The following is a 20,119-nucleotide window of genomic DNA, read 5'->3' as shown; positions in this document are numbered from 1 at the left end:
TCATTATTTTTCATGATCTGGCTTGGTTCCGTCAAAGGAGGTCGGCACATCTGATTGATGGCATTGGCGTGGCTTATCGCTTGTTTGAAAAGAGTGCTCAGCCAGGCTCCTTAAGATCATTTGATGAACCAATCGACACCGGCCACGCCCCGATCCGAGCCCGATGTCGATCGCAGTGCCCCACTGAATCCTTCAGAAATCTTTCCCTTCCCGCTGGATGATTTCCAGCTGGAGGCCATGGATGCCCTCAATCAGGGACATTCGGTTGTGGTCAGTGCCCCCACAGGATCCGGCAAAACCCTGATCGGTGAATACGCCATCCATCGCGCCCTGGCCCACGGCCAGAAGGTCTTCTACACCACACCGCTGAAGGCTCTCTCCAATCAGAAACTGCGCGATTTCCGCGATCAGTTCGGTGCGGAGAACGTGGGTTTGATGACCGGTGACCTCAGCGTGAATCGTGAGGCCTCCATCGTGGTGATGACCACGGAGATCTTCCGCAACATGCTCTACGCCGAGGCGGATGAGCACGACGATCCCCTGGCTGATGTGGAGGCGGTGGTGCTCGATGAGTGCCACTACATGAACGACTCCCAGCGCGGCACGGTCTGGGAGGAGTCGATCATTCACTGCCCACCCACGGTGCAGCTGGTGGCGCTCTCCGCCACCGTTGCCAATGCCGGGCAGCTGACCGACTGGATCGAGAAGGTGCATGGTCCGACCACGTTGGTGATGAGTGATCACCGGCCGGTGCCGCTGCAGTTCAGCTTCTGCAGTGCCAAGGGGTTGCATCCACTGCTCAACGAAGCCGGTACGGGTCTTCATCCCAACTGCAAGGTCTGGCGCGCGCCCAAGGGGCACAAACGCAAAGGGCGTTCCCAGAGGCCGCCGCAACCCGAGCCACCACCGATCAGCTTTGTTGTGGCTCAGATGGCGGAGCGGCAGATGCTCCCGGCCATCTATTTCATCTTCAGCCGGCGCGGTTGTGACAAGGCGGTGCGTGATCTGGGGGTGCAGTGCCTGGTGACCCAGGAGGAGCAGGCGCGGATTAAGGAACGCCTCACCGCCTACAGCCACGACAACCCCGAGGCCGTTCGGGATGGAATTCACGCTGATGCGCTGCTGCGGGGTATCGCTGCCCACCACGCCGGTGTTCTGCCCGCCTGGAAGGAGTTGATCGAAGAGCTCTTCCAGCAGGGGTTGGTGAAGGTGGTCTTCGCCACGGAGACCCTGGCGGCGGGCATCAACATGCCGGCCCGCAGCACGGTGATTGCGGCCCTCTCCAAGCGCACCGAGCGGGGGCATCGCCCGCTGATGGGCAGTGAGTTCCTCCAGATGGCCGGCCGGGCCGGCCGGCGGGGCCTCGACTCCCAGGGCTACGTCGTGACGGTGCAAAGCCGGTTCGAAGGTGTGCGTGAGGCAGGTCAGCTGGCGACAAGTCCTGCCGACCCCCTGGTGAGCCAGTTCACCCCCAGCTACGGCATGGTTCTCAACCTGCTGCAGCGCCACGATCTGGCCAAGGCCAGAGAGCTGGTGGAGCGTAGTTTTGGCCGCTACCTGGCGGGGCTAGACCTCGTGGAGGACGAGGAGAACCTCTCCCAGCTGCGGTTGCAACTCAGCCAGCTGGAGGGCGTCGCCGGCGACATCCCCTGGGAAGATTTTGAGGACTACGAAAAAATGCGTGGGCGGCTCCGCGAAGAGCGGCGCTTGCTCCGCATCCTTCAGCAGCAGGCCGAGGAGACGCTGGCCAATGAGCTGACGATGGCCCTGCAGTTCGCCAGCACCGGCACCCTGGTCAGCCTCAAATCGCCGCAGCTGCGGGGGCGCGTCGCGCCCGCGGTGATCGTTGAGAAGGTGAAGGGGCCTGGTCAGTTCCCGCTGCTGCTCTGCCTGACCGATGAAAACGTCTGGATCCTGCTGCCCTGTCAGGCCGTGGTGAGCATCCATGCGGAGCTCAGTTGCCTGCAGGTGGATGGGCTTGATGTCCCGGAGCTGTCCCGCTCCGGTGAGTTGCGCCATGGCGATCAGGCCAGTGGTGGTTTGGCGTTAGCCGTGGCCCACATGGCCCGGCGCCACGACATGACCACCCCGCAATACGACCTGGCTGGGGAGGTGTTGACCCAGGCCCGGTTGGTGCGGGATCTCGAGCAGGAGCAGGAGCAGCATCCGGCCCATCGCTGGGGAGATCGCAAACAGCTCAAGAAGCACCGCCGGCGCATGGAAGATCTGGAGCTGGAGATCGCTGAACGGCAGCAGCTGCTGCATCAGCGGGCCAACCGTCACTGGGAGACCTTCCTGGCCTTGATGGAGATCCTGCAGCACTTCGGATGCCTCGATGAGCTGGATCCCACGGAGATCGGCCGCACCGTTGCTGCCTTGCGGGGTGACAACGAACTCTGGCTGGGGCTGGCGCTGATGAGTGGCCATCTCGATGACCTTTCCCCCCCAGACCTGGCCGCGGTGTTCGAGGCGATCAGCACCGAGGTCAACCGCCCCGACCTGTGGAGTGGCTTCCCGCCACCTGCTGCAGCTGAGGAAGCCCTTCAGGATCTTTCGGGGCTGCGTCGCGAGCTGCTGCGAGCCCAGGAACGCGCCGGTGTGGTGGTGCCGGCCTGGTGGGAACCCGAGCTCATGGGCCTTGTGGATGCCTGGGCGCGGGGAACGTCCTGGAGCGATCTGATCGCCAATACCTCGCTCGATGAGGGCGATGTGGTGCGCATCATGCGCCGCACCGTGGACCTTCTGGCCCAGGTCCCTTACTGCGAAGCGATCAGCGAGCAACTGCGCAGCCATGCCCGTCAGGCTCTGAAAGCGATCAACCGCTTCCCCGTGGCTGAAGCCGAGGATCTGGTGCCGGCTTCCGCTGCGCTCAACCCGGCAACGGAGCGGGCCGCCTGAGTTCAGGCCTCCGGAGCGGCCATGGCGCCTGGATTCACCTGCTGATCAAAATCGGCTTCGCTGATGTGGCCGAGCTCCAGGGCCGCCTGCTTCAGCGTCAACCCCTGATGGTGGGCATGTTGAGCGATGGCACTGGCCTTCTCGTAACCAATGCTGGGGGTCAAGGCGGTGACCAGCATCAAGGAGCGATCCACGAACCGCTGAATCTGCTCCCGATCCGGCTCCAAACCCTCCACCAGGTTCTGGCTGAAGCTGGTCATGGCGTCCTTGAGCATGCGGATCGACTGCAGCAGGTTGAAGCCGATCAAGGGCTTGTAGACATTCATCTGCAGATGGCCGCCTGCGCCAGCGGCTGCCACGGCGCCATCGAGACCGATCACCTGGGTGCAGACCATGGCCATGGCTTCGCACTGGGTGGGATTGATTTTTCCCGGCATGATCGAGCTGCCGGGTTCGTTGGCGGGCAGCCGCAACTCGCCCAGACCCGCCCGGGGGCCACACCCCAGCAGCCGCACGTCGTTGGCGATCCGGAGCAGGGCCACCGCCAGCAGGCGAAGTTGGCCCATCGCTTGAACGAGGGCGTCATGGCCGGCCATCACCGCGAAGAGGTTGTCAGCGGGACGAACCTTGACGCCGGCGACCCGGCTCAGCTCTTCTGCAACGGCATGGCGGAAGCCCGGCGGCGTGTTCAACCCCGTGCCCACGGCGGTGCCTCCCAGGGGAAGATCGCCAAGGCTGACCAGACAGTCCTCCAGCCATGCCTGGGCTTGTTTGAGTTGATCCCGCCAGGCGCCCACTTCATCGCCCAACCGCAGGGGCACCGCATCCTGCAGATGGGTGCGGCCAATCTTGACGATGGGCATCCAGGCCTGGGCTTTGGCATCCAAGGCCTGCACTAGGGCATCGAGCGCCGGCAGCAGCCCGTCCTTCAGGTGCTTGGCCGCGGCGACGTGGATCGCTGCGGGAAACACATCATTGGTGGATTGCGACCGATTGACGTGGTCATTCGGGTGCACTGGGCTGTGGCTGCCGAGGGCGGTGCCTGAAGCCTGAGACGCCAGATTGCTGATCACCTCGTTGATGTTCATGTTGGTCTGGGTCCCGCTTCCGGTCTGCCAGACCCGCAGTGGGAACTGATCGTTGTGCTGGCCAGCGGCAATGGCATCGGCCGCCGTGCAGATCAGCTCCACCTGTTGTGGGCTCAGAAGCGCATGCAGGCCGTTCACCGTGGCGCAGGACCGCTTGATCCAGGCCAGGGCCTGGATGATTTCGAGCGGGATCCGTTCGTCGCTGATGGCGAAGTTCTGAAGCGACCGCTGGGTCTGTGCTCCCCAGAGCGCCTCGGACATCACCTCAATGCCCCCCAGGCTGTCGGTTTCAATCCTGAACGGCTGCGTCATCGGATCCACGGCACGATCGAGCGTTCCATCGATCATCCGTGATCACTGTCCGGTGGTCGTGGCGTCGGTCCGCATCAACGGTCCAGTGTTGTGCCTTGATGCTTCACCGTTTCAATGCCAAATCTGCTGCCGTCATATCCCGCCCGCTCTCGCACCTTGCTGCACCATTCCTGATGAGTCAGGTACCAGTGCACAGTCTCCGCCAAGCCCTCTTCCACATTGTGGCGAGGCCTCCAGCCCAGCTCGGAACTGATGCGGCCTGGGTCAATCGCGTAGCGGCGATCGTGGCCAGGACGGTCGGTCACCGGTGTGATCAAGTCGGCGTGGGGAGCTGATCCAGGGCGGCTCGGGTGGCGGTGCAGTCAAGAAGGGAGTAGGCCGGCCGTTCCGCAGGCGTCGGGTAGTCCGCTGTGGTGATCGGTTGAACGGCTGCCGCCACGTCGTACCAGCTGGGGCACCAGATCGTGCCCATGGAAGAGGTTGTCTCCCAGCACCAGCGCGGCGGGGTGGCCCGCCAGGAAGTCGGCACCAATCAGAAATGCTTGGGCCAAACCGTCCGGGCTCGGTTGCACGGCGTACTCGATCGTCATTCCCCAGCGGCGGCCGTCGTCGAGCAAGTGCTGGAATGAATGCCCGTCGCTTGGATGCGGTGCTGATCGGCTGGCTAACCGGCGTGAAGTCGGCGCTACTTCAGCACTAGAAGCCTTGCGATCACTCTATTTGAGGCGATGGCAAAGCCGTTGCAACAGATCCCTCCTCTGTGGGGTTGTCTGCCGGTGTCATGCGGCGGACGCGGTAAGGGCGTCGATCTGCTGCGTCAGCAGCTCCCTGGCCTGGGCGGGCGTGGGGGCTCGCATGAGGGCATGGCGCAGTCGCGAGGCACCGGGGAAGCCCGTGCAGGTCCAGCCCATGTGTTTGCGAGCGATCAGCAGACCATGGTCGCCGCGATCCTTCACCAGACCGTCCAGTTGATCGCGGGCCAGTGCAAGCCGTGCTGACGGGTTGGGTGTGGCGGGGATCGCACGACCGGCCAGGGCGGCGTCGATCTGTCCCACCAGCCATGGGGCTCCCATCGTGCCTCGGCCCACCATCACTCCCGCAGCGCCGGTTTGCTTCAGGCAGCGCAGGGCATCGTCGGGGCTGTTGATGTCGCCGTTCGCGATCAGGGGGATCGTGAGGGCTTCTCTTACCTGGGTAATCGCGCTCCAGTCCGCAGCGCCCTTGAAGCCCTGTTCGCGGGTGCGTCCATGCAGTGTGAGCAGTTGTGCACCGGCTTGTTCCAGCTGTTGGCACCAGTGCACGGGATCGGCATCACTGCCACACCAACCCAGGCGTGTCTTCACCGTGACGGGCACCGCTACGGCATCTGCCACCGCTTCCACGATCTTGATGGCGAGCTCTGGATCACGGATCAACCCGGAACCACCGCCTTTGCGGGCAATTTTGCGCACAGGGCAACCCATGTTGATGTCGATCAGGAAGGCCCCACTGGCTTCAGCCCGTCGTGCCGCATCAGCCATGGCCTGGGGACGATGGTCGAACAGTTGCACGCCGATGGGGCCGGATTCCTGGGCGAGTGACTCCACCTTGCAGAGCCCATGCCCCATCTCGAGGCTGGTGGCATTCACCATTTCGGTGAACAGCAGCGCGTCGGGCGCCCAGCGCCGCACTAGGCCGCGGAACATCCGATCGCTCACCCCTGCCAGCGGCGATTGCAGCACGCGGCAGCGCAGCCGACGCGCGGTTCCATTGCCGGGAAGTCGCAGCGGGGAGGAAGCAATCATGGGTCCATGCTGCACAACGCAACCGACATGCCCTGGCCGCTCAGTCGTTCGTTGCTGGTGCAGATCCTCGAGGACCGCTGCAGCGATCGCTTTGTCTGCGAAAGGATCTGGGAACGTCTGGGCTATCAACCTGCTGAACCGCAGTGGTGCGCCGGTCCCGACACACCCTCCGAATGGGCCGACGCCTTCCCTGAGGCTCCCGAGCTGATCGCGGAGCGTCCGGCGTCGGTTCGTTTGACCCGCTCGGTTCCCAAGGAACACAAACAGCTGCTCAAACAACAGCTCAATTTCGCGGGGTACCGCATCGGTGAGTTGTTCCCCCGCCGCACCCGACGGGCCACCGCCGTGAACTGGCTGTTGGCCTGGCTGGCCCAGCGGAGCGAGCCCCTGCCGGAGCAGGGGCCCCTGGGCCCTGAGCTTCCCCCTCCTGCCGATCCGGTGCAGGGGCACCCCGGCGATCTGCCGGTGAAGTGATCCGGTGGGCTAACTCAGGCCTGAATCGTGATGGGTGTGCCTTTCGGGGTGTTGTGGAACAGCCAACGGGCGTGGTTCAGCGGCATGCGCACACAGCCATGGCTGCGGGGCACGCCGAAGGGTTTCCCGGCGTTCTCCTGCCAGGGGGCGGCGTGGAGGCAGATGGCCTCGTTCGGGCTCACACACATCGTGAACGGCACCCCGGGAACGGTGTATGTGCGTCCATACATCGTGGTGGATCGGTACTTCGTATAAACCTTGCTGTTGAAGATCGGTGTTGGCGTTGAGGCTTTGCCGGTGCTGACCGGAATCACCCGAACCACCTCCTGATCGCTGTTGTAGACGGTCAGGCGTTGGTCGGAGAGGTCGACCACAAGGTTGGCGACGAGCTCGAGCATGGCGAGGGAACAACTGAACTCGCCCTAGCCGCCTCAGCTGAGACTCATTAGTCTCGCTCCGAAAGAATTACGGTTCTCCAGGGGCTCTATGGCGTCTCTGTAGGGTGAAAGATTGGCCTGAGCAGACCCTTGGCGCGTCCTGTCGTCGCAATTATCGGACGCCCCAATGTCGGTAAGTCGACCTTGGTGAATCGGCTGTGCCGCAGCCGGGAAGCCATCGTTCACGATCAGCCTGGCGTGACTCGTGATCGCACCTACCAGGACGGCTACTGGGGCGATCGCGAGTTCAAGGTCGTCGACACCGGCGGACTGGTGTTCGACGATGACAGTGAGTTCCTGCCGGAGATCCGGGAGCAGGCGGCTCTTGCTCTCGAGGAAGCCAGTGTGGCTCTGGTGATCGTGGACGGTCAGCAGGGGCTCACGGCTGCTGACGAGTCCATCGCGGAATTTCTACGCAGTCACCGCTGTCCCACGCTTCTGGCGGTGAACAAGTGCGAGTCGCCGGAACAGGGACTGGCGATGGCCGGCGAATTCTGGGGCCTTGGCCTGGGTGAACCCCATCCGATCTCGGCCATTCACGGCGCCGGAACCGGAGAACTGCTGGATCAGGTGCTCACCTTTTTCCCTCCGAAGGATCAGGAGGGTGACGAGGAAGAGCCGATTCAGATGGCCATCATCGGCCGGCCGAATGTCGGGAAATCCAGTCTGCTGAATGCCATCTGTGGAGAGCAGAGGGCGATTGTCAGCCCGATCCGCGGCACCACCCGCGACACGATTGACACCAGCATCATTCGTGAGAATCGTCCCTGGCGCCTGGTGGACACGGCGGGCATCCGCCGGCGTCGCAGCGTCAACTACGGCCCGGAATTCTTCGGCATCAACAGGAGTTTCAAGGCCATTGAACGCAGTGATGTGTGTGTTCTGGTGATCGATGCCCTCGATGGGGTGACCGAGCAGGATCAGCGCCTGGCGGGTCGCATCGAAGAGGACGGCCGTGCCTGCGTGGTGGTCGTCAACAAGTGGGACGCGGTGGAAAAAGACAGTCACACCATGACGGCGATGGAAAAGGAGCTGCGCTCCAAGCTCTATTTCCTCGACTGGGCTCCGATGCTGTTCACCTCGGCGCTCACCGGCCAGCGTGTAGAGAGCATCTTTGCCTTGGCCGCCCTGGCGGTTGAGCAGCACCGTCGCCGCGTCAGCACCTCCGTTGTGAACGAGGTGCTCAAGGAGGCGCTGAGCTGGCGCAGTCCCCCCACCACCCGCGGTGGACGTCAAGGAAAGCTGTATTACGGCACCCAGGTGGCCAGCCGGCCGCCCAGCTTCACCCTGTTCGTCAACGACCCCAAATTGTTCGGAGAGACCTACCGGCGCTATGTGGAGCGTCAGATCCGTGAGGGCCTCGGTTTCGATGGCAGCCCGCTGCGTCTGTTCTGGCGCGGCAAGCAACAGCGTGATGCCGAACGCGACTTGGCCCGTCAGCAGAGTCGTAAAGGCTGAGCCATGGACTGGTTGCGCCAGGTCCCGATGGGTCAATACGTCGATGGGTCCACGGGTTGGCTCCGGCGCTTGGACCCTCGCCTGAAGCTGGCCTGGTCTCTTGTCTTCCTGCTCACACCTGTTCTGGCGGGGCCCCTCTGGCGCGTTGGCCTGGTGGTGGCCCTGGTGCTGATCACCCTTGGGAGTGGACTGGCTCGCTCGCTGTGGTTGAGGTCTGTCCTGCTGCTGACGGCCTTGGCCGTTGTGGTGGGTCTCCTGTCGATGTTCTTGCCGGCTGTGGATCCCCCTGCGGCCTTCCCGCTGCGCAATCCGGCCGAGCTTCCGGGGCTCGAGACGGAAGGCCCCTCCTGGGATCTTTTGCGCCTCGGCCCCCTGCAGTTGGGGGGTCTCCAACTGGGGCCGCTGGTGGTGGATCGGGCCTCGGCGCTGCTGGGGCTGCGCACGTCCACCTTGACCTTCACTGTGATTCACAGCGTCAACCTGATGCTGATCACGACCACGCCTGAGGATCTGGTCTGGGCCCTCAGCTGGTGCCTGGCGCCATTGAAGTGGCTGGGGTGTCCAGTGGAGCGACTGGGGTTTCAACTGTTGCTGGCACTTCGCTTTCTGCCTCTGGTGCAGGAGGAGCTCCAGAATCTGCTGCGTTCTCTCGCTAGCCGTGCCGTCAACCTGCGCCAGCTTGGCTTCAAGGCGGGTTTCGGCCTGGTGCTGGCGGTCGGAGAGCGGCTGCTGGCAAACATCCTTCTCAGGGCTGAGCAGGGGGCCGATGCTCTGGTCGCCCGTGGGGGGCGAATTCTCGGTCCGTCGTACTTCCGAATGCCACCTGATCGGGCTGCTCCCCTGCTGAATGGCCTGGCGACGGTCGTTCTTGTCTTAGTGATTGGGCTCCGTGGTCAGTACGGTGCTCTATGAGCTCCGATAACGGCATGGCGTCCGAGCGATATCTGAATCACCCCACCTTCGGGATGCTCTATCGGGTGGCTCCGGCAGGTGAGGGCCGTGACGTCTACGCCACGTTGTACGCCCAGCGCATGTTCTTCCTGGTCACCCTGCAGCCCCGTGGTGCGCAGTTCGAAGTGATTCCCTACGGGGATGCGCGTCACCACGCTGAGGTGCATCTGGGCCGTTGCCGTCGTGCTGGCTCGGACGACCTGGAGTCCTGGAGTCAGCTGTTCGATCAAACGTTCATCTGAACCCTTGACCGATTCCTTCGCGGCGCGTTGGCAGGCGCTCCAGACAGACCTCCCCTCTTCATCCAGGCTTCTGGCCGTCAGCAAAGGGCATCCAGCCGCGTCCGTGCGTTGCGTGGCGGAGCTTGGTCAGTGTGATTTTGGGGAAAGCCGCGTTCAGGAGGCTCTGCCGAAGCAGGAGGAGCTGATCGATCTGAACTTGCGCTGGCATTTCATCGGACGCCTGCAAAGCAACAAGGTGCGGCCGGTGGTGAAGGCCTTCGACGTCATTCACTCGGTGGATTCTCTGGCGCTGGCCGAACGGGTGTCGCGCATCGCCTTGGAGGAGGGCCGTCAGCCTGAAGTGCTGGTGCAGGTGAAACTGCGGCCCGATCCCAGCAAAGGGGGCTTGTCGGCCGATGAACTCGGTGCCATTTGGTCTGACCTGCAGGCTCTGCCGGGGTTGCGGATCTCGGGTCTGATGACCATGGCGCCTCTCGAGATGGCTGCAGATCAGCGCAAGGCGTTGTTTGCCGACTGCCGTGCCCTGGCGGATCGGCTGGCTTTGGCGGAGTGCTCGATGGGGATGAGCACGGACTGGAAAGAGGCTGCTGAAGCGGGCAGCACCTGGCTGAGGATCGGTTCGGCCCTGTTCGGTCCGAGATTGGTGTCAACAGACGCTGCGAATTGACTTGCCCCGCCGCAGCGAAAACGGTATCCAGGGACATGGTTTTCGAACCACGTTCAGACCGAGAGGAATCCCAAGGTGTCGCTGATCTCCCGTCTCCGTGCCGTCGTCGCTGGCGATGACTATCTCGATGGCGAATTGGATGATTTCGCCTACGACGACGAGCAAGATGACCAGGACCAGCGCGCCCTGCAGGCTGACGGTGGTGCACTGGCCACCATTGGAGACTCCAACCCGTTTGACCTGGGTGGTGATCTGCCTGGATCCAACGTGATCGGCATGCCCGGCATCAGCAATGCTGTGTCCGAGGTGAATGTGATGGAACCCCGCAGCTTCGATGAAATGCCTCGGGCCATTCAGGCGCTGCGGGAGCGCAAGACGGTGATCCTCAACCTCACGATGATGGAGCCCGACCAGGCCCAGCGTGCCGTTGATTTCGTCGCTGGTGGCACCTTCGCGATCGATGGACACCAGGAGCGCGTCGGCGAGAGCATCTTCCTGTTCGCCCCCAGCTGTGTCACCGTGACCAACACCGGTCAAGACGAAGCCTCGGCTCCAACGGTGGTGAGCCGTGAGGCCGATGTGGCGGATGTCGACGAATCCGCCAGCGCACCCTCACCCGCCTGGGGAGCAGCCGCTCTCTGAAGCCCGCAGTGCAGCCCGCTTTCGGTGTGATCGGCCTGGGTCGCATGGCTCAGGCCCTTGTGGTTCCTCTCCTGGAGCGTGGACGGATTCCGGCCGACCAGCTGTTGGCGGTGGTCGGAGGATCTGGCTCCCTCGAGCAACGACGTGGGGGCCTTCCGGCTGGCATCGGTTTGGTTGCGGCTGATGATCCTTCCGCTCAGCAGGTCTGGACGGCTCCGATCCAGCTGCTTGCGGTAAAGCCGCAGCAACTCGATGCCGTTGTGGCAGCTGCAGGACCCGTCGTGGGTCAACCGCTGCTGATCTCTGTGTTGGCGGGGGTGTCTCTGGCGCGGTTGCAGCATTTGTTTCCCGGTCATCGCTGTGTGCGGGCGGTGCCCAACACCCCTGCGCTGGTGGGAGCTGGTTTGACAGCTCTGGCCTGGGGGGAGGGGATCGACCAAGGGCAACGGGATCAGGTGCGGCAGCTGTTTGCCGATGTGGGCGAAGTTCTGGAGTTGGCGGAAGCCAAGCTCGATGCGTTCCTGGCCCTCACCTCATCGGGCCCTGCCTTTGTGGCCCTGGTGGCGGAAGCCATGGCCGATGGGGCCGTTGCAGCCGGTCTTCCCAGAGACCTGGCCCTGCGGCTGAGCCACCGCACCCTGGCTGGAACGGCTGAGCTGCTGGACCGTCGCGATCTGCACCCTGCCCAGCTCAAGGACATGGTCACCTCCCCGGGGGGCACCACCATCGCCGGCGTCCGCGCGCTGGAACGCATCGGCCTGCGCTCCGCTCTGATCGAAGCGGTGGTTGCCGCTGCGGAACGCAGCCGAGAGCTGGCCTAGGGCAGCACCTCCGGCCATCCCTGCCGGATCAGCAGCAGCGAGAAGTAGGGGCGAGGTTCGGCCGCAACGGCATCCGCGCAACAGATCTGCTGGTCGGGCCAGCCGACCCGCTCGGCAAACAAGGCTTGTTGCAGCAGGCCTCGCTGCTTCAGCAGAGGTTGCACCCAACTCCAGCGCTGACCCAGCTTCAGCAGGGCCAGAACTTGCCCCGTTGCTGCGGCGGTGTCCAGCACCCGCTCCAGCTCCTCGGGTGTGTCGGGGCAAGGGCGCAACAGCAGTTGGTCCTGCTGCAGAGCGAGGGGCCAGAGGCCCGCAGCCGCGGCGGCCGAGCTGGAGGTGATGCCGGGAATCACGCTGATGGGACAGTCGGGCCACGCCTGACGCAAGGCCAGCAGCACGTAGCTGCAACTCGCAAACAGCGATGCATCTCCCTCACACAGCAGTGCCACCTGCTGGCCGGAACGGATGGCTTGCTGCAGCTCCTGCGCCGCCGCTCCCCAGGCGGTGCGCCGCGGTTCGGCGGCTTCCACCATCGGGAACAACAAGGGCAGATGCTGATGGTCGCTGCGGATCCAGGCCGCGGCGATTTTGGCGGCCATGCTGTCGGCCCCCGGTCGTCCGACCGGGTAGGCCACCACATCCGCTTGGCGGATGGCTTCAACGGCGGCCAGGGTGAGCAGGGAAGGATCGCCGGGGCCGACCCCCACCAGTGTGAGACCCCCAGTCGTGGCGGGATCGATGATGGTCAGCAGTCGATGCGCCCGGGGTCCAGACGATGAGTCGTCTCAGCATCTTTCCAGACGAAAGCTCGGCCCATGCTGTGAATGGGCTCATGCCTGCGCTGGAGAGCAACGATCCGGCCGTGATTCAGTCGGAGCTCAGCCGCCGGGGTATCGGCTTTGAGCAATGGCCGGCGGAGCAGGGTCTGCCGAAGGGGGCCTACCAGGCCACCATCCTCCAGGCCTATGCCGATGCGATTGCCCGGGTTCAACGCGATGGCGGTTACGCCACGGTCGACGCGATTCGGATGACGCCGGATCACCCCGATCGCGAGCCCTTGCGCCGCAAGTTCCTTGAGGAGCACACCCATGCCGAAGACGAAGTGCGCTTTTTTGTGGAAGGGTGCGGCTTGTTTGTGCTGCACATCGGTTCCGAGGTGCTCAGCGTGCTGTGCGAACGGGGCGACCTGATGCGGGTCCCTGCCGGGACCCGTCATTGGTTTGACATGGGCTCTCAGCCTCAGTTCTGTGCTGTGCGTTGGTTCAACAACCCCGAGGGATGGGTGGCGCAGTACACCGGCAGCAGCATCGCCCAGCGATTTCCCAGGCTTGACTGAGGGGGCGTTCCAGACACCTTGATGCGTCTCCAACGCTTCCTTGCTGCGCTGTTGCTGGGTCTGCCCATGGCAACACCCATCCCTGTTGCTGCCGAGGATGCTCCTTTGGCACCCGAGGTTCAGCGCCGGGTTGCCGTGGTGGTGCTGGCCCGCCGCATTCGCGGCTATGCCGCCATGGCCAAGGCCAGCAGCGACTGTCAGGTGGAGAAGGGGCGTCTGCCGCGCCGCCAGGCCAGCCAAGCCCTGGCGATTTCGCTCGAGGAGTTGGGCATCAGCCGGCGCGTGCTGACCAATCCCCTGGTGGTCGCCATCAGCCCACGCCTGCAGCGCCTGCTGGATGACAGCTGCGCCTTGGATCGAACCAAGGAGGCTGAAGCGCTGCGGCTGGCCGAAAACGAGCTCTGAACCTTTTCTCGATCTGGGTCTCAGAAGGGGACAGTGAGAGCGCTGGCTTTTATTTCCTCAGCGAATAAAAACCGCCCATAGGGTTCCGGCCTGTTTTCCTGGCTGCTGTGGTCGTTCGGTCGTGTCTCGCGTTGAAGCTGCTGGCGCTGTTGGTCGTGCCCTGTTCTGCCGCTGAGATGGACCTGGCCTCTGCCTCCAGGCTCCCCACCACGTCGCCATCCATCACCACCTCCGCCAACGAGTCGGTCTTGGTGCTGAACCGCACCACGCGATCGCTCCCGCGCACGGGCGATCCCATCTGGAGTCTGCGTTTGGAAACCCCAGGTCAGCCCGTGCAGCACTTCGATGCCGTCAGCGGTCGGGCCCACCGTCAGAACGCCGATCGCCATCGCTCCGGCACCCGCGCGCCGCTCCCCGCCGGTCGCTACGTCCTTGGGCCGGTGGAGCCCCTGGGTCCCGCTGATCCACGCGAGCTCGGGCCGATCTGGATTGGGATTGAACCGCAGTTCCCCACGGGGCGAGGCCATCTGGGCATTCATCTCGACCCCAGTGCCAACCGCAACGCCAACAGCGGCACGCTCGGCTGTGTGGGCTTGATTCGCTGGGACGACATGCAGACCCTGGCGGGTTTGGTGCAGCGCCGTAACGTCCGAACATTGGTGGTCAGCGAGTGAATGTTCTCCGATTGGGGCTTCAGTTGGGGCGGCTGGTTGGACAACCGCCGGGGTGAGTGGTGGCTGCTGGCCCAGCTGCTGCTGATCACGGCCCATCTGCTGCCGGTCTGGCCAGCTCCCGCCAGCTTCGGTGTGGCGATTTGGCCCAAACCCCTGTTCGGGCTGGGCCTGCTGCTGTTGGCTTTTGGCCTGTTTCGGGCCCTTGAGGCGTTTCGCTGTCTCGGGGCCAGCCTTTCGCCGCTGCCGGCGCCCAAGCCGGCGAATCAGTTGATCGCCACAGGTTCCTACGCCATCTGCCGGCATCCCTTGTACCGGGCGGTGTTGCTGTGTTCCGCAGGAGTGGTGCTGGCCACAGGCAGTCCGCTGCATCTGTTGCTGTTGGTCAGCCTGGCGGCTGTGCTGCGGGGCAAAGCCCGCTTCGAGGAGCAGGGGTTGCGGGTGCTGCATCCGGATTACAGCCAATACGCCGCAGTCACCCCAGCGATTGTGGGCTGGGTTCCTGGCTTGGACTGGCGATGATGGCCTGGCTCAGGCGGCGACCGTGCTGGCTTGCATCAGGTCGGCATAGAGCTGTTCCAGGGCGTCGATGTTGCTGGAAATCGTGTAGCGCTCCAAGGCGCGGAGGCGGGCTTTGCGGCCCAGTTCCGCGGTCAGCACCGGCTGGTCCCTGAGCACCGGTAGCAGTGTGCGCAACTGGGTGGTGACGCCCTGGGTGCTCAGCACGATTCCCGCCCCTTGCTCCAGCACCTCGCCATCGGCACCGGCATCGGTGGCCACGCAGGCTGTTCCGCTGGCCATCGCCTCCAGCAAGGCCAGCGACAGGCCCTCCACAAGGCTCGGCAGGATGAAGACCTCAGCGCACTGGAGCAGAGCAACCCGGGTGTCCAGGTCCGGCTCGTGGCCCCACCAGAGGATCCGATCATCGTTGAACTGGTTCATCAGGCTGTTGCGCAGTGGCCCGTCGCCGACGATCACCAATCGGCAGCCCTCCGGTGAAACCAGCCGCCAGGCCCGCAGCAGGGCTTCAACGTTCTTCTCCGTTGCAAGGCGTCCCATGTAGAGGAAAATCCGTTCTCGCCCCAGCCGTTGCCGCACCTGCTGATGCATCAGCGAAAGGGTGCCGGGGCTGGTGGGGCACCAGCGGTCGGGGTCCACACCATTGGGAATCACCGTCAGTCGATCGGCGGGAACGCCCAGGCGCTCGAGAAAGTCCGCCTGAAGCTGTGAAAACACGATCACCCGGTCGTAGCGGGCCAGGGCCGGTGCATACAGCTGGTACGTGAGCTGTTGGGTGCCTGCCGTCAGGTTGCGCAGGCCTGCATCGAAGGGGGGGTGAAAGGTGGCCACCAGGGGCACGCCCAGCTGCTGACACAGCTCCGGCAGGCGGAAATCCAGGGGCGAAAGGGTGAGGCTGGCGTGCACGAGATCGGGCTGTAGCCGCTCCAGAGATTCCCTCAGCTCCCGCTGCGCCCCGGGGGAAGGGATCGTGTAGACCTGCGATTTGACCAGATAAGGCAGGCTGACGTCCGGGTCGTTGGCCAGCAGCGATGTGTCGTCGCGCTCCGGGCTGCGCGGGTTATCGAAATGGATGAAGTGCACCTGGTGCCCGCGTTTGCGCAGGGCCTCCGTGGTGCTGATCCCGTAGGACACATTCCCGCAGAAGGGAGACTTCTTGCCGAGCCACGCAATCTGCGCCAAGCGGGTTGGGCCTCCTCAGGCGAAAACGCAAGTTAGCAGCGCTGCCACGGTCGTTCGATCAACGCCGCCACCAGGGCCAACCCCGCCAGCAGCCACAGCACCGGTTGAAGACCAATGCTGCTCACCAAGGTGCCCGCCAGCACCAGCGGCAGGCTGAGGGCGATGTTGATCAGGTTGTTCTGCAGTCCGAACACCCTGCCGCGCTCGGTTTCGGGGGTTTCTTCCTGAATCGTGGTCTGCGCGGGGATCGCCACAAGAGCTGCGCCAATGCCCAGGATTCCGCAGAGGCTCAGGGTGAAAGCCAGGGATCCCCGCAGCTGGCTGAGCAGCACCAGGGTCCAGGTGATGGTTCCCAGGCCTGCTGCCGTGAGCCGGCGGCGGCTGAACCGATGGCCCAGCTGGGCGATCACCACAGCTCCGATCGCCATGCCCAGTCCACTCATGGCCAGCAGGGCACCAAAGCCTGAGGGCCCCAGGTTCTCGATCAGGGCAGCTAGCTGGAGCGCCAACACATAAAGCGCTGCCAACAGGCTGTATAGCAGCACCAGATGAATCATGGCGCCACGCACTGAAGGCACCCGGCGCAGCACCTGCAATCCTTCGCCGATCTCCGTCCACACCGATGTATTGGAGGGGGGTTTGGGGGCTTCCTGCAGCTTCAGGCGCGACAAGCTGAGGGCCGCGAGGCCGTAACAGAGCGGGAGCAGCAGAAACTCGCCGCCATCGATGCCGATGATCGCCAGGCTGCTGTGCAGAGCACGAAGAATCGGTTCCCCCAGAGCGAAGCCCAGGATCGTTGCCCCCATGCTGGTGGCTTGGTAGAGGGAGTTGGCCGCCAACAGGTGATCTCCCGGCACCACCACTGGAATCGTGGCCTGTTCCGAGGGGGCGAAAAACTGGGTAAGGATCGACTCCAGGAAGGTCATTCCCACCAGCCCCCAGTAGCCCCAGGGCAGACCAAGCCAGACGGGCCCCGGCAGCAGACAGAGCGGCGCGAACACTACCAACAGGGCTCGGATGGCATTGCTGGCCACCATCACCCGACGCTTGGGCCAGCGGTCCGCCCAGACGCCAGCCACCGTTCCCAGCAGCATGGCCGGGATGGTGTTGGCCACAAAAATGCCTGTGGCCAGCAGGGTGATCACCTGGGTGCGTGTGCTGATGTCGAGGCCGTAATCCGAGGCCATCTCCGCCAGTACGCCACTTCCCTGCCCCTTCAGCAGCAGGTGCTGATCGATCAGGAAGACCATCAGCACGATGTAGAACTTGTCCGCCAGCTGCGAGAAGATCTGGCCCAGCCAGAGTTTGCGGAAGTCCTTGAGGCGCAGCACGGCTTCCAAGCCACGCTTTCCCTCCGGATTGCTGCCGGTGGGCAGAGCGGGTTCAGGGGTGGTGAGGCTTGGTCCGCTCAAGGGGCAATTGCATCGCGGCCATGATGGCTCACGCGCCTGCCAGGAGCGTCTCTCGCAGCATGGCCAGGGCTTTGCTGGGTCGGTTCAGATGCGTCCTGCTCCAGATCTCAACCACCCGCAGCAGCCGGCGCCACACGGCTGGGGGGCCCATCAGCGCACCGTCCCGGCGACGGGGCAAGTCGGCCCGCGTCAGTCGCTGGAGCAGGGCCAGTTCGGAGGGATTCAGCTGAATCGCCGCCCCGGGCTGCTCATCAATCGCAAAGCCATCCTGCGGCAGCAGGCTGCAGCGCCAGTCCCACTGCCCCAGCGGTGGCTCCAGGGGATCGCCTGTGATGCAGCAGGTCTGCAACGGCAGTCCATAACCACCCAGGGTGAGCAGATGGATGCAGGCCTGGACCGTGCCGGCCAGCACCAGCTCCGGGTCGGCTCGGTGCTCCTCCAGGCGTTCGAGGTGCAGCTGCATCGTGTCCAGCAGCCCGTCCACAGGGTCCTGGGCCGCCAGTTGAAGGCATAGATCACACAGTGCCTGCGCCGCAGCCAGGGTTTCCAGCTGTTGCCCGAGGCCGGAAAAACTGCGCAGCACCCGCAGTTGTCGAACCCGGGCCAGGCCGCTTCGTCCTCCCACCTGCAGTTCCAGCAGGGTGAGGGGGGCCGCGGCGGCCAGACTGCTCTTCGGTCGGCGTGCTCCGGGAACGGCAAAGCGACTGACGCCCTCCGCATCACTGAGCAGGCTCAGCAGGCGGTCGTGTTCGCCGAGGGGGCCTACCTTGAGGGCGAGTCCGGTGAGGCGTCGTTCTGCCATTCAGGCCGCGGGGCGACGCTGGGCCTGCAGAAGAGCCGGGGCGCTGCTGGTGCCCAACAGATCGGCCCCCGCCAACAGCAGGTCTCCTGCGTGGCTGAGGCTATGGATCCCCCCGGCTGCCTTGATGGCGCAGCGTTTACGGATCAGCTGTTTCAACGCAAGGATCTGATCGGCATGGCAGGCCGGGCCAAAGCCGTTGCTGGTCTGCAGTCCCGCAGCGCCAGCATCAATGGCGGCCTCCACGGCCAGTTCCAGCTGTTCGCTCTCCAGACGGGCCATGTCCAGGATGGCCCGCACGGGAAGCCCCAGCTCGCAGAGGGCGGCAAGTTCCTCGGCAAACGCGCCTGAATCACCGTTCGCCAAGGCGCTGAAATCGGGCACGACATCGAGCTCCTGGGCGCCATGGGCGGCACACCACTCCGCTTCCGCCAGCTTGAGTTCAGCGGGAATGGCTCCGAAGGGAAAGCCGATGGCCGCCACCAGGCGAGGGCCTGCGTCGGTGGTCCCGATGCGTTCCCGCAACAGCGGCAGTAGACGGGGTGTGGTGCAGATGGCCCGCACGCCCTCCTGCATCCCGAAATCACAGAGGGCTTGAAGCTGGTCCCGGGTCAGCAGGGGATCGAGGATCGCCTGATCAAGCCGGGGGGGAAGGTCGGGCAGCTCTTGGGCTGGATCAGCCATGGCGGGCCGGGAGGTCACTCACGAGCCTGAATCACCCCATACCCCCCGTGGTTGCGGCGGTAGATCACCTGCAGCTGATCGCTCTCCTTCTCCCGAAATAGATAAAAGTCGTGGTCGATCAGATCCAGTTGGCGGCGTGCCTCCTCCAGGCCCATGGGCGGCATGGCGAAATATTTGCGCCGCACCCCTGGATCCGGCAGTTCCGCCTCACGCCCTTGCAGAAGGGAGGCTTCAACGGGGGATGCATCGTTGACCACATCCGTGCTGGGGGTGTGGCTGGCGCTGTGGCCGTGGCTGTGATGGTGATCGCTGTGGCGTTCCTTCCAGCGGCGCAGTTGGCGGGCCAGTTTTCCGGCGGCCAGATCGATGCTGGCGTACAGGTTTTCACTGCGTTCCTGGGCGCGGATCACCGTGCCGTTGGCAAAGACCGTCACCTCGGCGGTCTGCTGCGGCACCCGGGGATTGCGGGCCACGGAGAGATGGACGTCGGCCTCGCGCACAGCATCACCGAAGTGCGATGTGGCCCGCTCCAACTTGGTTTGGGTGTAATCCCGCAACGCCGGCGTGATCTCGAGGTTGCGACCATGGATCAGCAACTTCATGCCTCACTCCTGTGCCGGTTGTTATCGGCAAATTAGATACGGCGCACGATTCGGCCCACCCCCAGCGTGCATTTCTTTTCGAGCCCGGTGATCCGGTTCGATTCGATGCCGCCTGGTCGGCGCAACAGCGTTGGCAAAGCAGCCTTCTGGCTGATCCAGCGGCTCCGGAGGCGGTCTGGATCCTGCAGCACCAGACCTGTTACACCCTCGGCCGTGGTGCCAGCGAGGAGCACCTGCATTTCGATCCCGCTGAGCCACCGGCACCCCTGTATCGGATCGATCGGGGCGGGGAGGTGACCCATCACCTGCCCGGCCAACTGGTGGCCTACCCGGTGTTGGACCTTCAGCGCCGCACGCCCGATTTGCACTGGTATCTGCGCCAGTTGGAACAAGTCGTTCTGGATGTTCTGGCGGAGTTGGGCCTGGAGGGTCAGCGTCTGCCGGGGTTGACCGGCCTCTGGTTGGACAACCGCAAGGTCGCCGCCATCGGTGTGGGCTGTCGCCGCTGGATCACCCAGCACGGCCTGGCCCTCAACGTTGATTGCTCGATGCAGGGGTTTGAGCGGGTCACCCCCTGTGGGCTCACCGGTCGTGCCGTCGGGCGGCTTGCGGACTGGTTGCCAGGGCTGACGTCGGCTGAGGTGCAGCCGTTGCTGCGGCAAGCCCTGGCCCATCGTTTCGGTCTGGTCTGGGAGGAGGAAGCGAGATAAACCTGAGCTGTTTGAACCCCTGCCT

General features: G+C 64.3%; 22 protein-coding genes and 3 pseudogenes. 13 read left to right on the top strand and 12 right to left on the bottom strand.

Annotated elements, in window-relative coordinates:
- Positions 1-123 precede the first annotated feature (123 nt).
- Entirely contained in the window at positions 124-2,898 is a 2,775-nt protein-coding gene (locus tag SynTAK9802_RS09490; RefSeq protein ID WP_186495883.1) for an RNA helicase, read from the top strand.
- A gap of 2 nt (positions 2,899-2,900) precedes the next feature.
- On the opposite strand, the gene SynTAK9802_RS09485 is transcribed toward SynTAK9802_RS09490, so the two are convergent.
- The 5 genes and pseudogenes from SynTAK9802_RS09485 to dusB form a co-directional block, all read right to left on the bottom strand.
- Positions 2,901-4,334, bottom strand: coding sequence for a class II fumarate hydratase (locus SynTAK9802_RS09485; protein ID WP_255487744.1), 1,434 nt, complete (start codon positions 4,332-4,334; stop codon positions 2,901-2,903).
- Between the two features lie 38 nt (positions 4,335-4,372).
- Positions 4,373-4,642: pseudogene (locus SynTAK9802_RS09480) on the bottom strand (GDP-mannose 4,6-dehydratase); the annotation flags it as partial.
- Positions 4,612-4,749 (bottom strand): annotated as a pseudogene (locus SynTAK9802_RS09475) (sugar nucleotide-binding protein); the annotation flags it as partial. The pseudogenes SynTAK9802_RS09475 and SynTAK9802_RS09480, both read right to left, overlap by 31 nt.
- A pseudogene (locus SynTAK9802_RS09470) lies at positions 4,742-4,942 on the bottom strand (sugar phosphate nucleotidyltransferase); the annotation flags it as partial. The pseudogenes SynTAK9802_RS09475 and SynTAK9802_RS09470, both read right to left, overlap by 8 nt.
- Positions 4,943-5,077: 135 nt before the next feature.
- Positions 5,078-6,082, bottom strand: coding sequence for a tRNA dihydrouridine synthase DusB (dusB, locus tag SynTAK9802_RS09465; RefSeq protein WP_186495882.1), 1,005 nt, complete (start codon positions 6,080-6,082; stop codon positions 5,078-5,080).
- Between the two features lie 6 nt (positions 6,083-6,088).
- Between dusB and SynTAK9802_RS09460 the strand changes: the two genes are divergently transcribed.
- Positions 6,089-6,556, top strand: a complete 468-nt coding sequence (locus SynTAK9802_RS09460) for a DUF1823 family protein (RefSeq protein WP_186495881.1) — start codon at positions 6,089-6,091, stop codon at positions 6,554-6,556.
- Positions 6,557-6,570: 14 nt separating this feature from the next.
- Here the strand turns inward: SynTAK9802_RS09460 and SynTAK9802_RS09455 are convergent, their stop codons facing one another.
- Positions 6,571-6,954 (bottom strand): L,D-transpeptidase, encoded by a 384-nt coding sequence (locus SynTAK9802_RS09455; protein ID WP_186495880.1) that lies wholly within the window; start codon positions 6,952-6,954, stop codon positions 6,571-6,573.
- A 129-nt stretch (positions 6,955-7,083) separates the two neighbouring features.
- On the opposite strand from SynTAK9802_RS09455, the gene der reads away from it, so the two are divergent.
- The 6 genes from der to proC all read left to right on the top strand — a co-directional run bounded on the left by der (position 7,084) and on the right by proC (position 11,774).
- Positions 7,084-8,451 (top strand): ribosome biogenesis GTPase Der, encoded by a 1,368-nt coding sequence (gene der, locus SynTAK9802_RS09450; RefSeq protein ID WP_186495879.1) that lies wholly within the window; start codon positions 7,084-7,086, stop codon positions 8,449-8,451.
- A 3-nt stretch (positions 8,452-8,454) separates the two neighbouring features.
- Positions 8,455-9,363, top strand: a complete 909-nt coding sequence (locus tag SynTAK9802_RS09445) for an energy-coupling factor transporter transmembrane protein EcfT (protein WP_186495878.1) — start codon at positions 8,455-8,457, stop codon at positions 9,361-9,363.
- A 14-nt stretch (positions 9,364-9,377) separates the two neighbouring features.
- Positions 9,378-9,644, top strand: a complete 267-nt coding sequence (locus tag SynTAK9802_RS09440; protein WP_186495877.1) for a PipX family protein — start codon at positions 9,378-9,380, stop codon at positions 9,642-9,644.
- A 4-nt stretch (positions 9,645-9,648) separates the two neighbouring features.
- Positions 9,649-10,311 (top strand): YggS family pyridoxal phosphate-dependent enzyme, encoded by a 663-nt coding sequence (locus SynTAK9802_RS09435; RefSeq protein ID WP_186495876.1) that lies wholly within the window; start codon positions 9,649-9,651, stop codon positions 10,309-10,311.
- A gap of 75 nt (positions 10,312-10,386) precedes the next feature.
- Positions 10,387-10,953: a cell division protein SepF gene (locus SynTAK9802_RS09430; protein WP_114989400.1), complete on the top strand. Its 567-nt coding sequence runs from the start codon at positions 10,387-10,389 to the stop codon at positions 10,951-10,953.
- Positions 10,954-10,997: 44 nt separating this feature from the next.
- Positions 10,998-11,774, top strand: a complete 777-nt coding sequence (proC, locus tag SynTAK9802_RS09425) for a pyrroline-5-carboxylate reductase (protein ID WP_370586395.1) — start codon at positions 10,998-11,000, stop codon at positions 11,772-11,774.
- On the opposite strand, the gene cobI is transcribed toward proC, so the two are convergent.
- Entirely contained in the window at positions 11,771-12,481 is a 711-nt protein-coding gene (cobI, locus tag SynTAK9802_RS09420) for a precorrin-2 C(20)-methyltransferase (protein ID WP_186495874.1), read from the bottom strand. The two genes, proC and cobI, sit on opposite strands and share 4 nt — an antisense overlap.
- 68 nt (positions 12,482-12,549) lie before the next feature.
- On the opposite strand from cobI, the gene SynTAK9802_RS09415 reads away from it, so the two are divergent.
- The 4 genes from SynTAK9802_RS09415 to SynTAK9802_RS09400 all read left to right on the top strand — a co-directional run bounded on the left by SynTAK9802_RS09415 (position 12,550) and on the right by SynTAK9802_RS09400 (position 14,708).
- Positions 12,550-13,110, top strand: coding sequence for an acireductone dioxygenase (locus SynTAK9802_RS09415; RefSeq protein ID WP_186495873.1), 561 nt, complete (start codon positions 12,550-12,552; stop codon positions 13,108-13,110).
- Positions 13,111-13,131: 21 nt separating this feature from the next.
- On the top strand, positions 13,132-13,515 hold the full coding sequence (locus SynTAK9802_RS09410; RefSeq protein ID WP_186495872.1) for a hypothetical protein: 384 nt from the start codon (positions 13,132-13,134) through the stop codon (positions 13,513-13,515).
- A 176-nt stretch (positions 13,516-13,691) separates the two neighbouring features.
- On the top strand, positions 13,692-14,189 hold the full coding sequence (locus tag SynTAK9802_RS09405; protein ID WP_244272871.1) for a L,D-transpeptidase: 498 nt from the start codon (positions 13,692-13,694) through the stop codon (positions 14,187-14,189).
- Positions 14,190-14,708: an isoprenylcysteine carboxylmethyltransferase family protein gene (locus SynTAK9802_RS09400; protein WP_115080828.1), complete on the top strand. Its 519-nt coding sequence runs from the start codon at positions 14,190-14,192 to the stop codon at positions 14,706-14,708. It begins immediately after the preceding gene.
- Between the two features lie 9 nt (positions 14,709-14,717).
- On the opposite strand, the gene SynTAK9802_RS09395 is transcribed toward SynTAK9802_RS09400, so the two are convergent.
- The 5 genes from SynTAK9802_RS09395 to hpf are packed head-to-tail and all read right to left on the bottom strand — an operon-like array spanning position 14,718 to position 19,384.
- Positions 14,718-15,887 carry a glycosyltransferase family 4 protein gene (locus SynTAK9802_RS09395; RefSeq protein ID WP_115080826.1) on the bottom strand — a complete coding sequence of 390 codons (1,170 nt, stop codon included), beginning with the start codon at positions 15,885-15,887 and terminating at the stop codon, positions 14,718-14,720.
- A gap of 32 nt (positions 15,888-15,919) precedes the next feature.
- The gene (locus tag SynTAK9802_RS09390) at positions 15,920-17,299 is read right to left on the bottom strand and encodes an MFS transporter (RefSeq protein WP_115080824.1); all 1,380 of its coding nucleotides are present in this window, start codon (positions 17,297-17,299) and stop codon (positions 15,920-15,922) included.
- Between the two features lie 28 nt (positions 17,300-17,327).
- Complete coding sequence (recO, locus tag SynTAK9802_RS09385) at positions 17,328-18,101, bottom strand: DNA repair protein RecO (protein ID WP_186495871.1); 774 nt, start codon at positions 18,099-18,101, stop codon at positions 17,328-17,330.
- On the bottom strand, positions 18,102-18,782 hold the full coding sequence (gene deoC / locus SynTAK9802_RS09380) for a deoxyribose-phosphate aldolase (RefSeq protein WP_186498170.1): 681 nt from the start codon (positions 18,780-18,782) through the stop codon (positions 18,102-18,104). It lies immediately after the preceding gene.
- 14 nt (positions 18,783-18,796) lie between these two features.
- Positions 18,797-19,384, bottom strand: coding sequence for a ribosome hibernation-promoting factor, HPF/YfiA family (gene hpf, locus SynTAK9802_RS09375; protein WP_011364962.1), 588 nt, complete (start codon positions 19,382-19,384; stop codon positions 18,797-18,799).
- An 11-nt stretch (positions 19,385-19,395) separates the two neighbouring features.
- On the opposite strand from hpf, the gene lipB reads away from it, so the two are divergent.
- Complete coding sequence (gene lipB / locus SynTAK9802_RS09370; RefSeq protein WP_186495870.1) at positions 19,396-20,094, top strand: lipoyl(octanoyl) transferase LipB; 699 nt, start codon at positions 19,396-19,398, stop codon at positions 20,092-20,094.
- The last annotated feature ends 25 nt before the right edge of the window (positions 20,095-20,119 follow it).

This window comes from Synechococcus sp. TAK9802 (genome assembly GCF_014279535.1).
In the GTDB taxonomy this organism is placed as follows: Bacteria; Cyanobacteriota; Cyanobacteriia; order PCC-6307; family Cyanobiaceae; genus Parasynechococcus.
Note: the sequence above shows the minus strand (reverse complement) of the source record. Positions and strands in the feature narration are given on the sequence as shown.

What these genes read in the sequence shown, in the direction of transcription:
- SynTAK9802_RS09445 (WP_186495878.1), top strand. Translation starts at nt 8,455, where the DNA reads ATGGACTGGTTGCGCCAGGTCCCGATGGGTCAATACGTCGATGGGTCC.
- deoC (WP_186498170.1), bottom strand. Translation starts at nt 18,782, where the DNA reads ATGGCTGATCCAGCCCAAGAGCTGCCCGACCTTCCCCCCCGGCTTGAT.
- SynTAK9802_RS09410 (WP_186495872.1), top strand. Translation starts at nt 13,132, where the DNA reads ATGCGTCTCCAACGCTTCCTTGCTGCGCTGTTGCTGGGTCTGCCCATG.
- recO (WP_186495871.1), bottom strand. Translation starts at nt 18,101, where the DNA reads ATGGCAGAACGACGCCTCACCGGACTCGCCCTCAAGGTAGGCCCCCTC.
- SynTAK9802_RS09440 (WP_186495877.1), top strand. Translation starts at nt 9,378, where the DNA reads ATGGCGTCCGAGCGATATCTGAATCACCCCACCTTCGGGATGCTCTAT.
- SynTAK9802_RS09400 (WP_115080828.1), top strand. Translation starts at nt 14,190, where the DNA reads ATGTTCTCCGATTGGGGCTTCAGTTGGGGCGGCTGGTTGGACAACCGC.
- dusB (WP_186495882.1), bottom strand. Translation starts at nt 6,082, where the DNA reads ATGATTGCTTCCTCCCCGCTGCGACTTCCCGGCAATGGAACCGCGCGT.
- SynTAK9802_RS09415 (WP_186495873.1), top strand. Translation starts at nt 12,550, where the DNA reads ATGAGTCGTCTCAGCATCTTTCCAGACGAAAGCTCGGCCCATGCTGTG.
- hpf (WP_011364962.1), bottom strand. Translation starts at nt 19,384, where the DNA reads ATGAAGTTGCTGATCCATGGTCGCAACCTCGAGATCACGCCGGCGTTG.
- proC (WP_370586395.1), top strand. Translation starts at nt 10,998, where the DNA reads ATGGCTCAGGCCCTTGTGGTTCCTCTCCTGGAGCGTGGACGGATTCCG.
- SynTAK9802_RS09490 (WP_186495883.1), top strand. Translation starts at nt 124, where the DNA reads ATGAACCAATCGACACCGGCCACGCCCCGATCCGAGCCCGATGTCGAT.
- SynTAK9802_RS09485 (WP_255487744.1), bottom strand. Translation starts at nt 4,334, where the DNA reads ATGATCGATGGAACGCTCGATCGTGCCGTGGATCCGATGACGCAGCCG.
- SynTAK9802_RS09460 (WP_186495881.1), top strand. Translation starts at nt 6,089, where the DNA reads ATGCTGCACAACGCAACCGACATGCCCTGGCCGCTCAGTCGTTCGTTG.
- SynTAK9802_RS09405 (WP_244272871.1), top strand. Translation starts at nt 13,692, where the DNA reads ATGGACCTGGCCTCTGCCTCCAGGCTCCCCACCACGTCGCCATCCATC.
- SynTAK9802_RS09455 (WP_186495880.1), bottom strand. Translation starts at nt 6,954, where the DNA reads ATGCTCGAGCTCGTCGCCAACCTTGTGGTCGACCTCTCCGACCAACGC.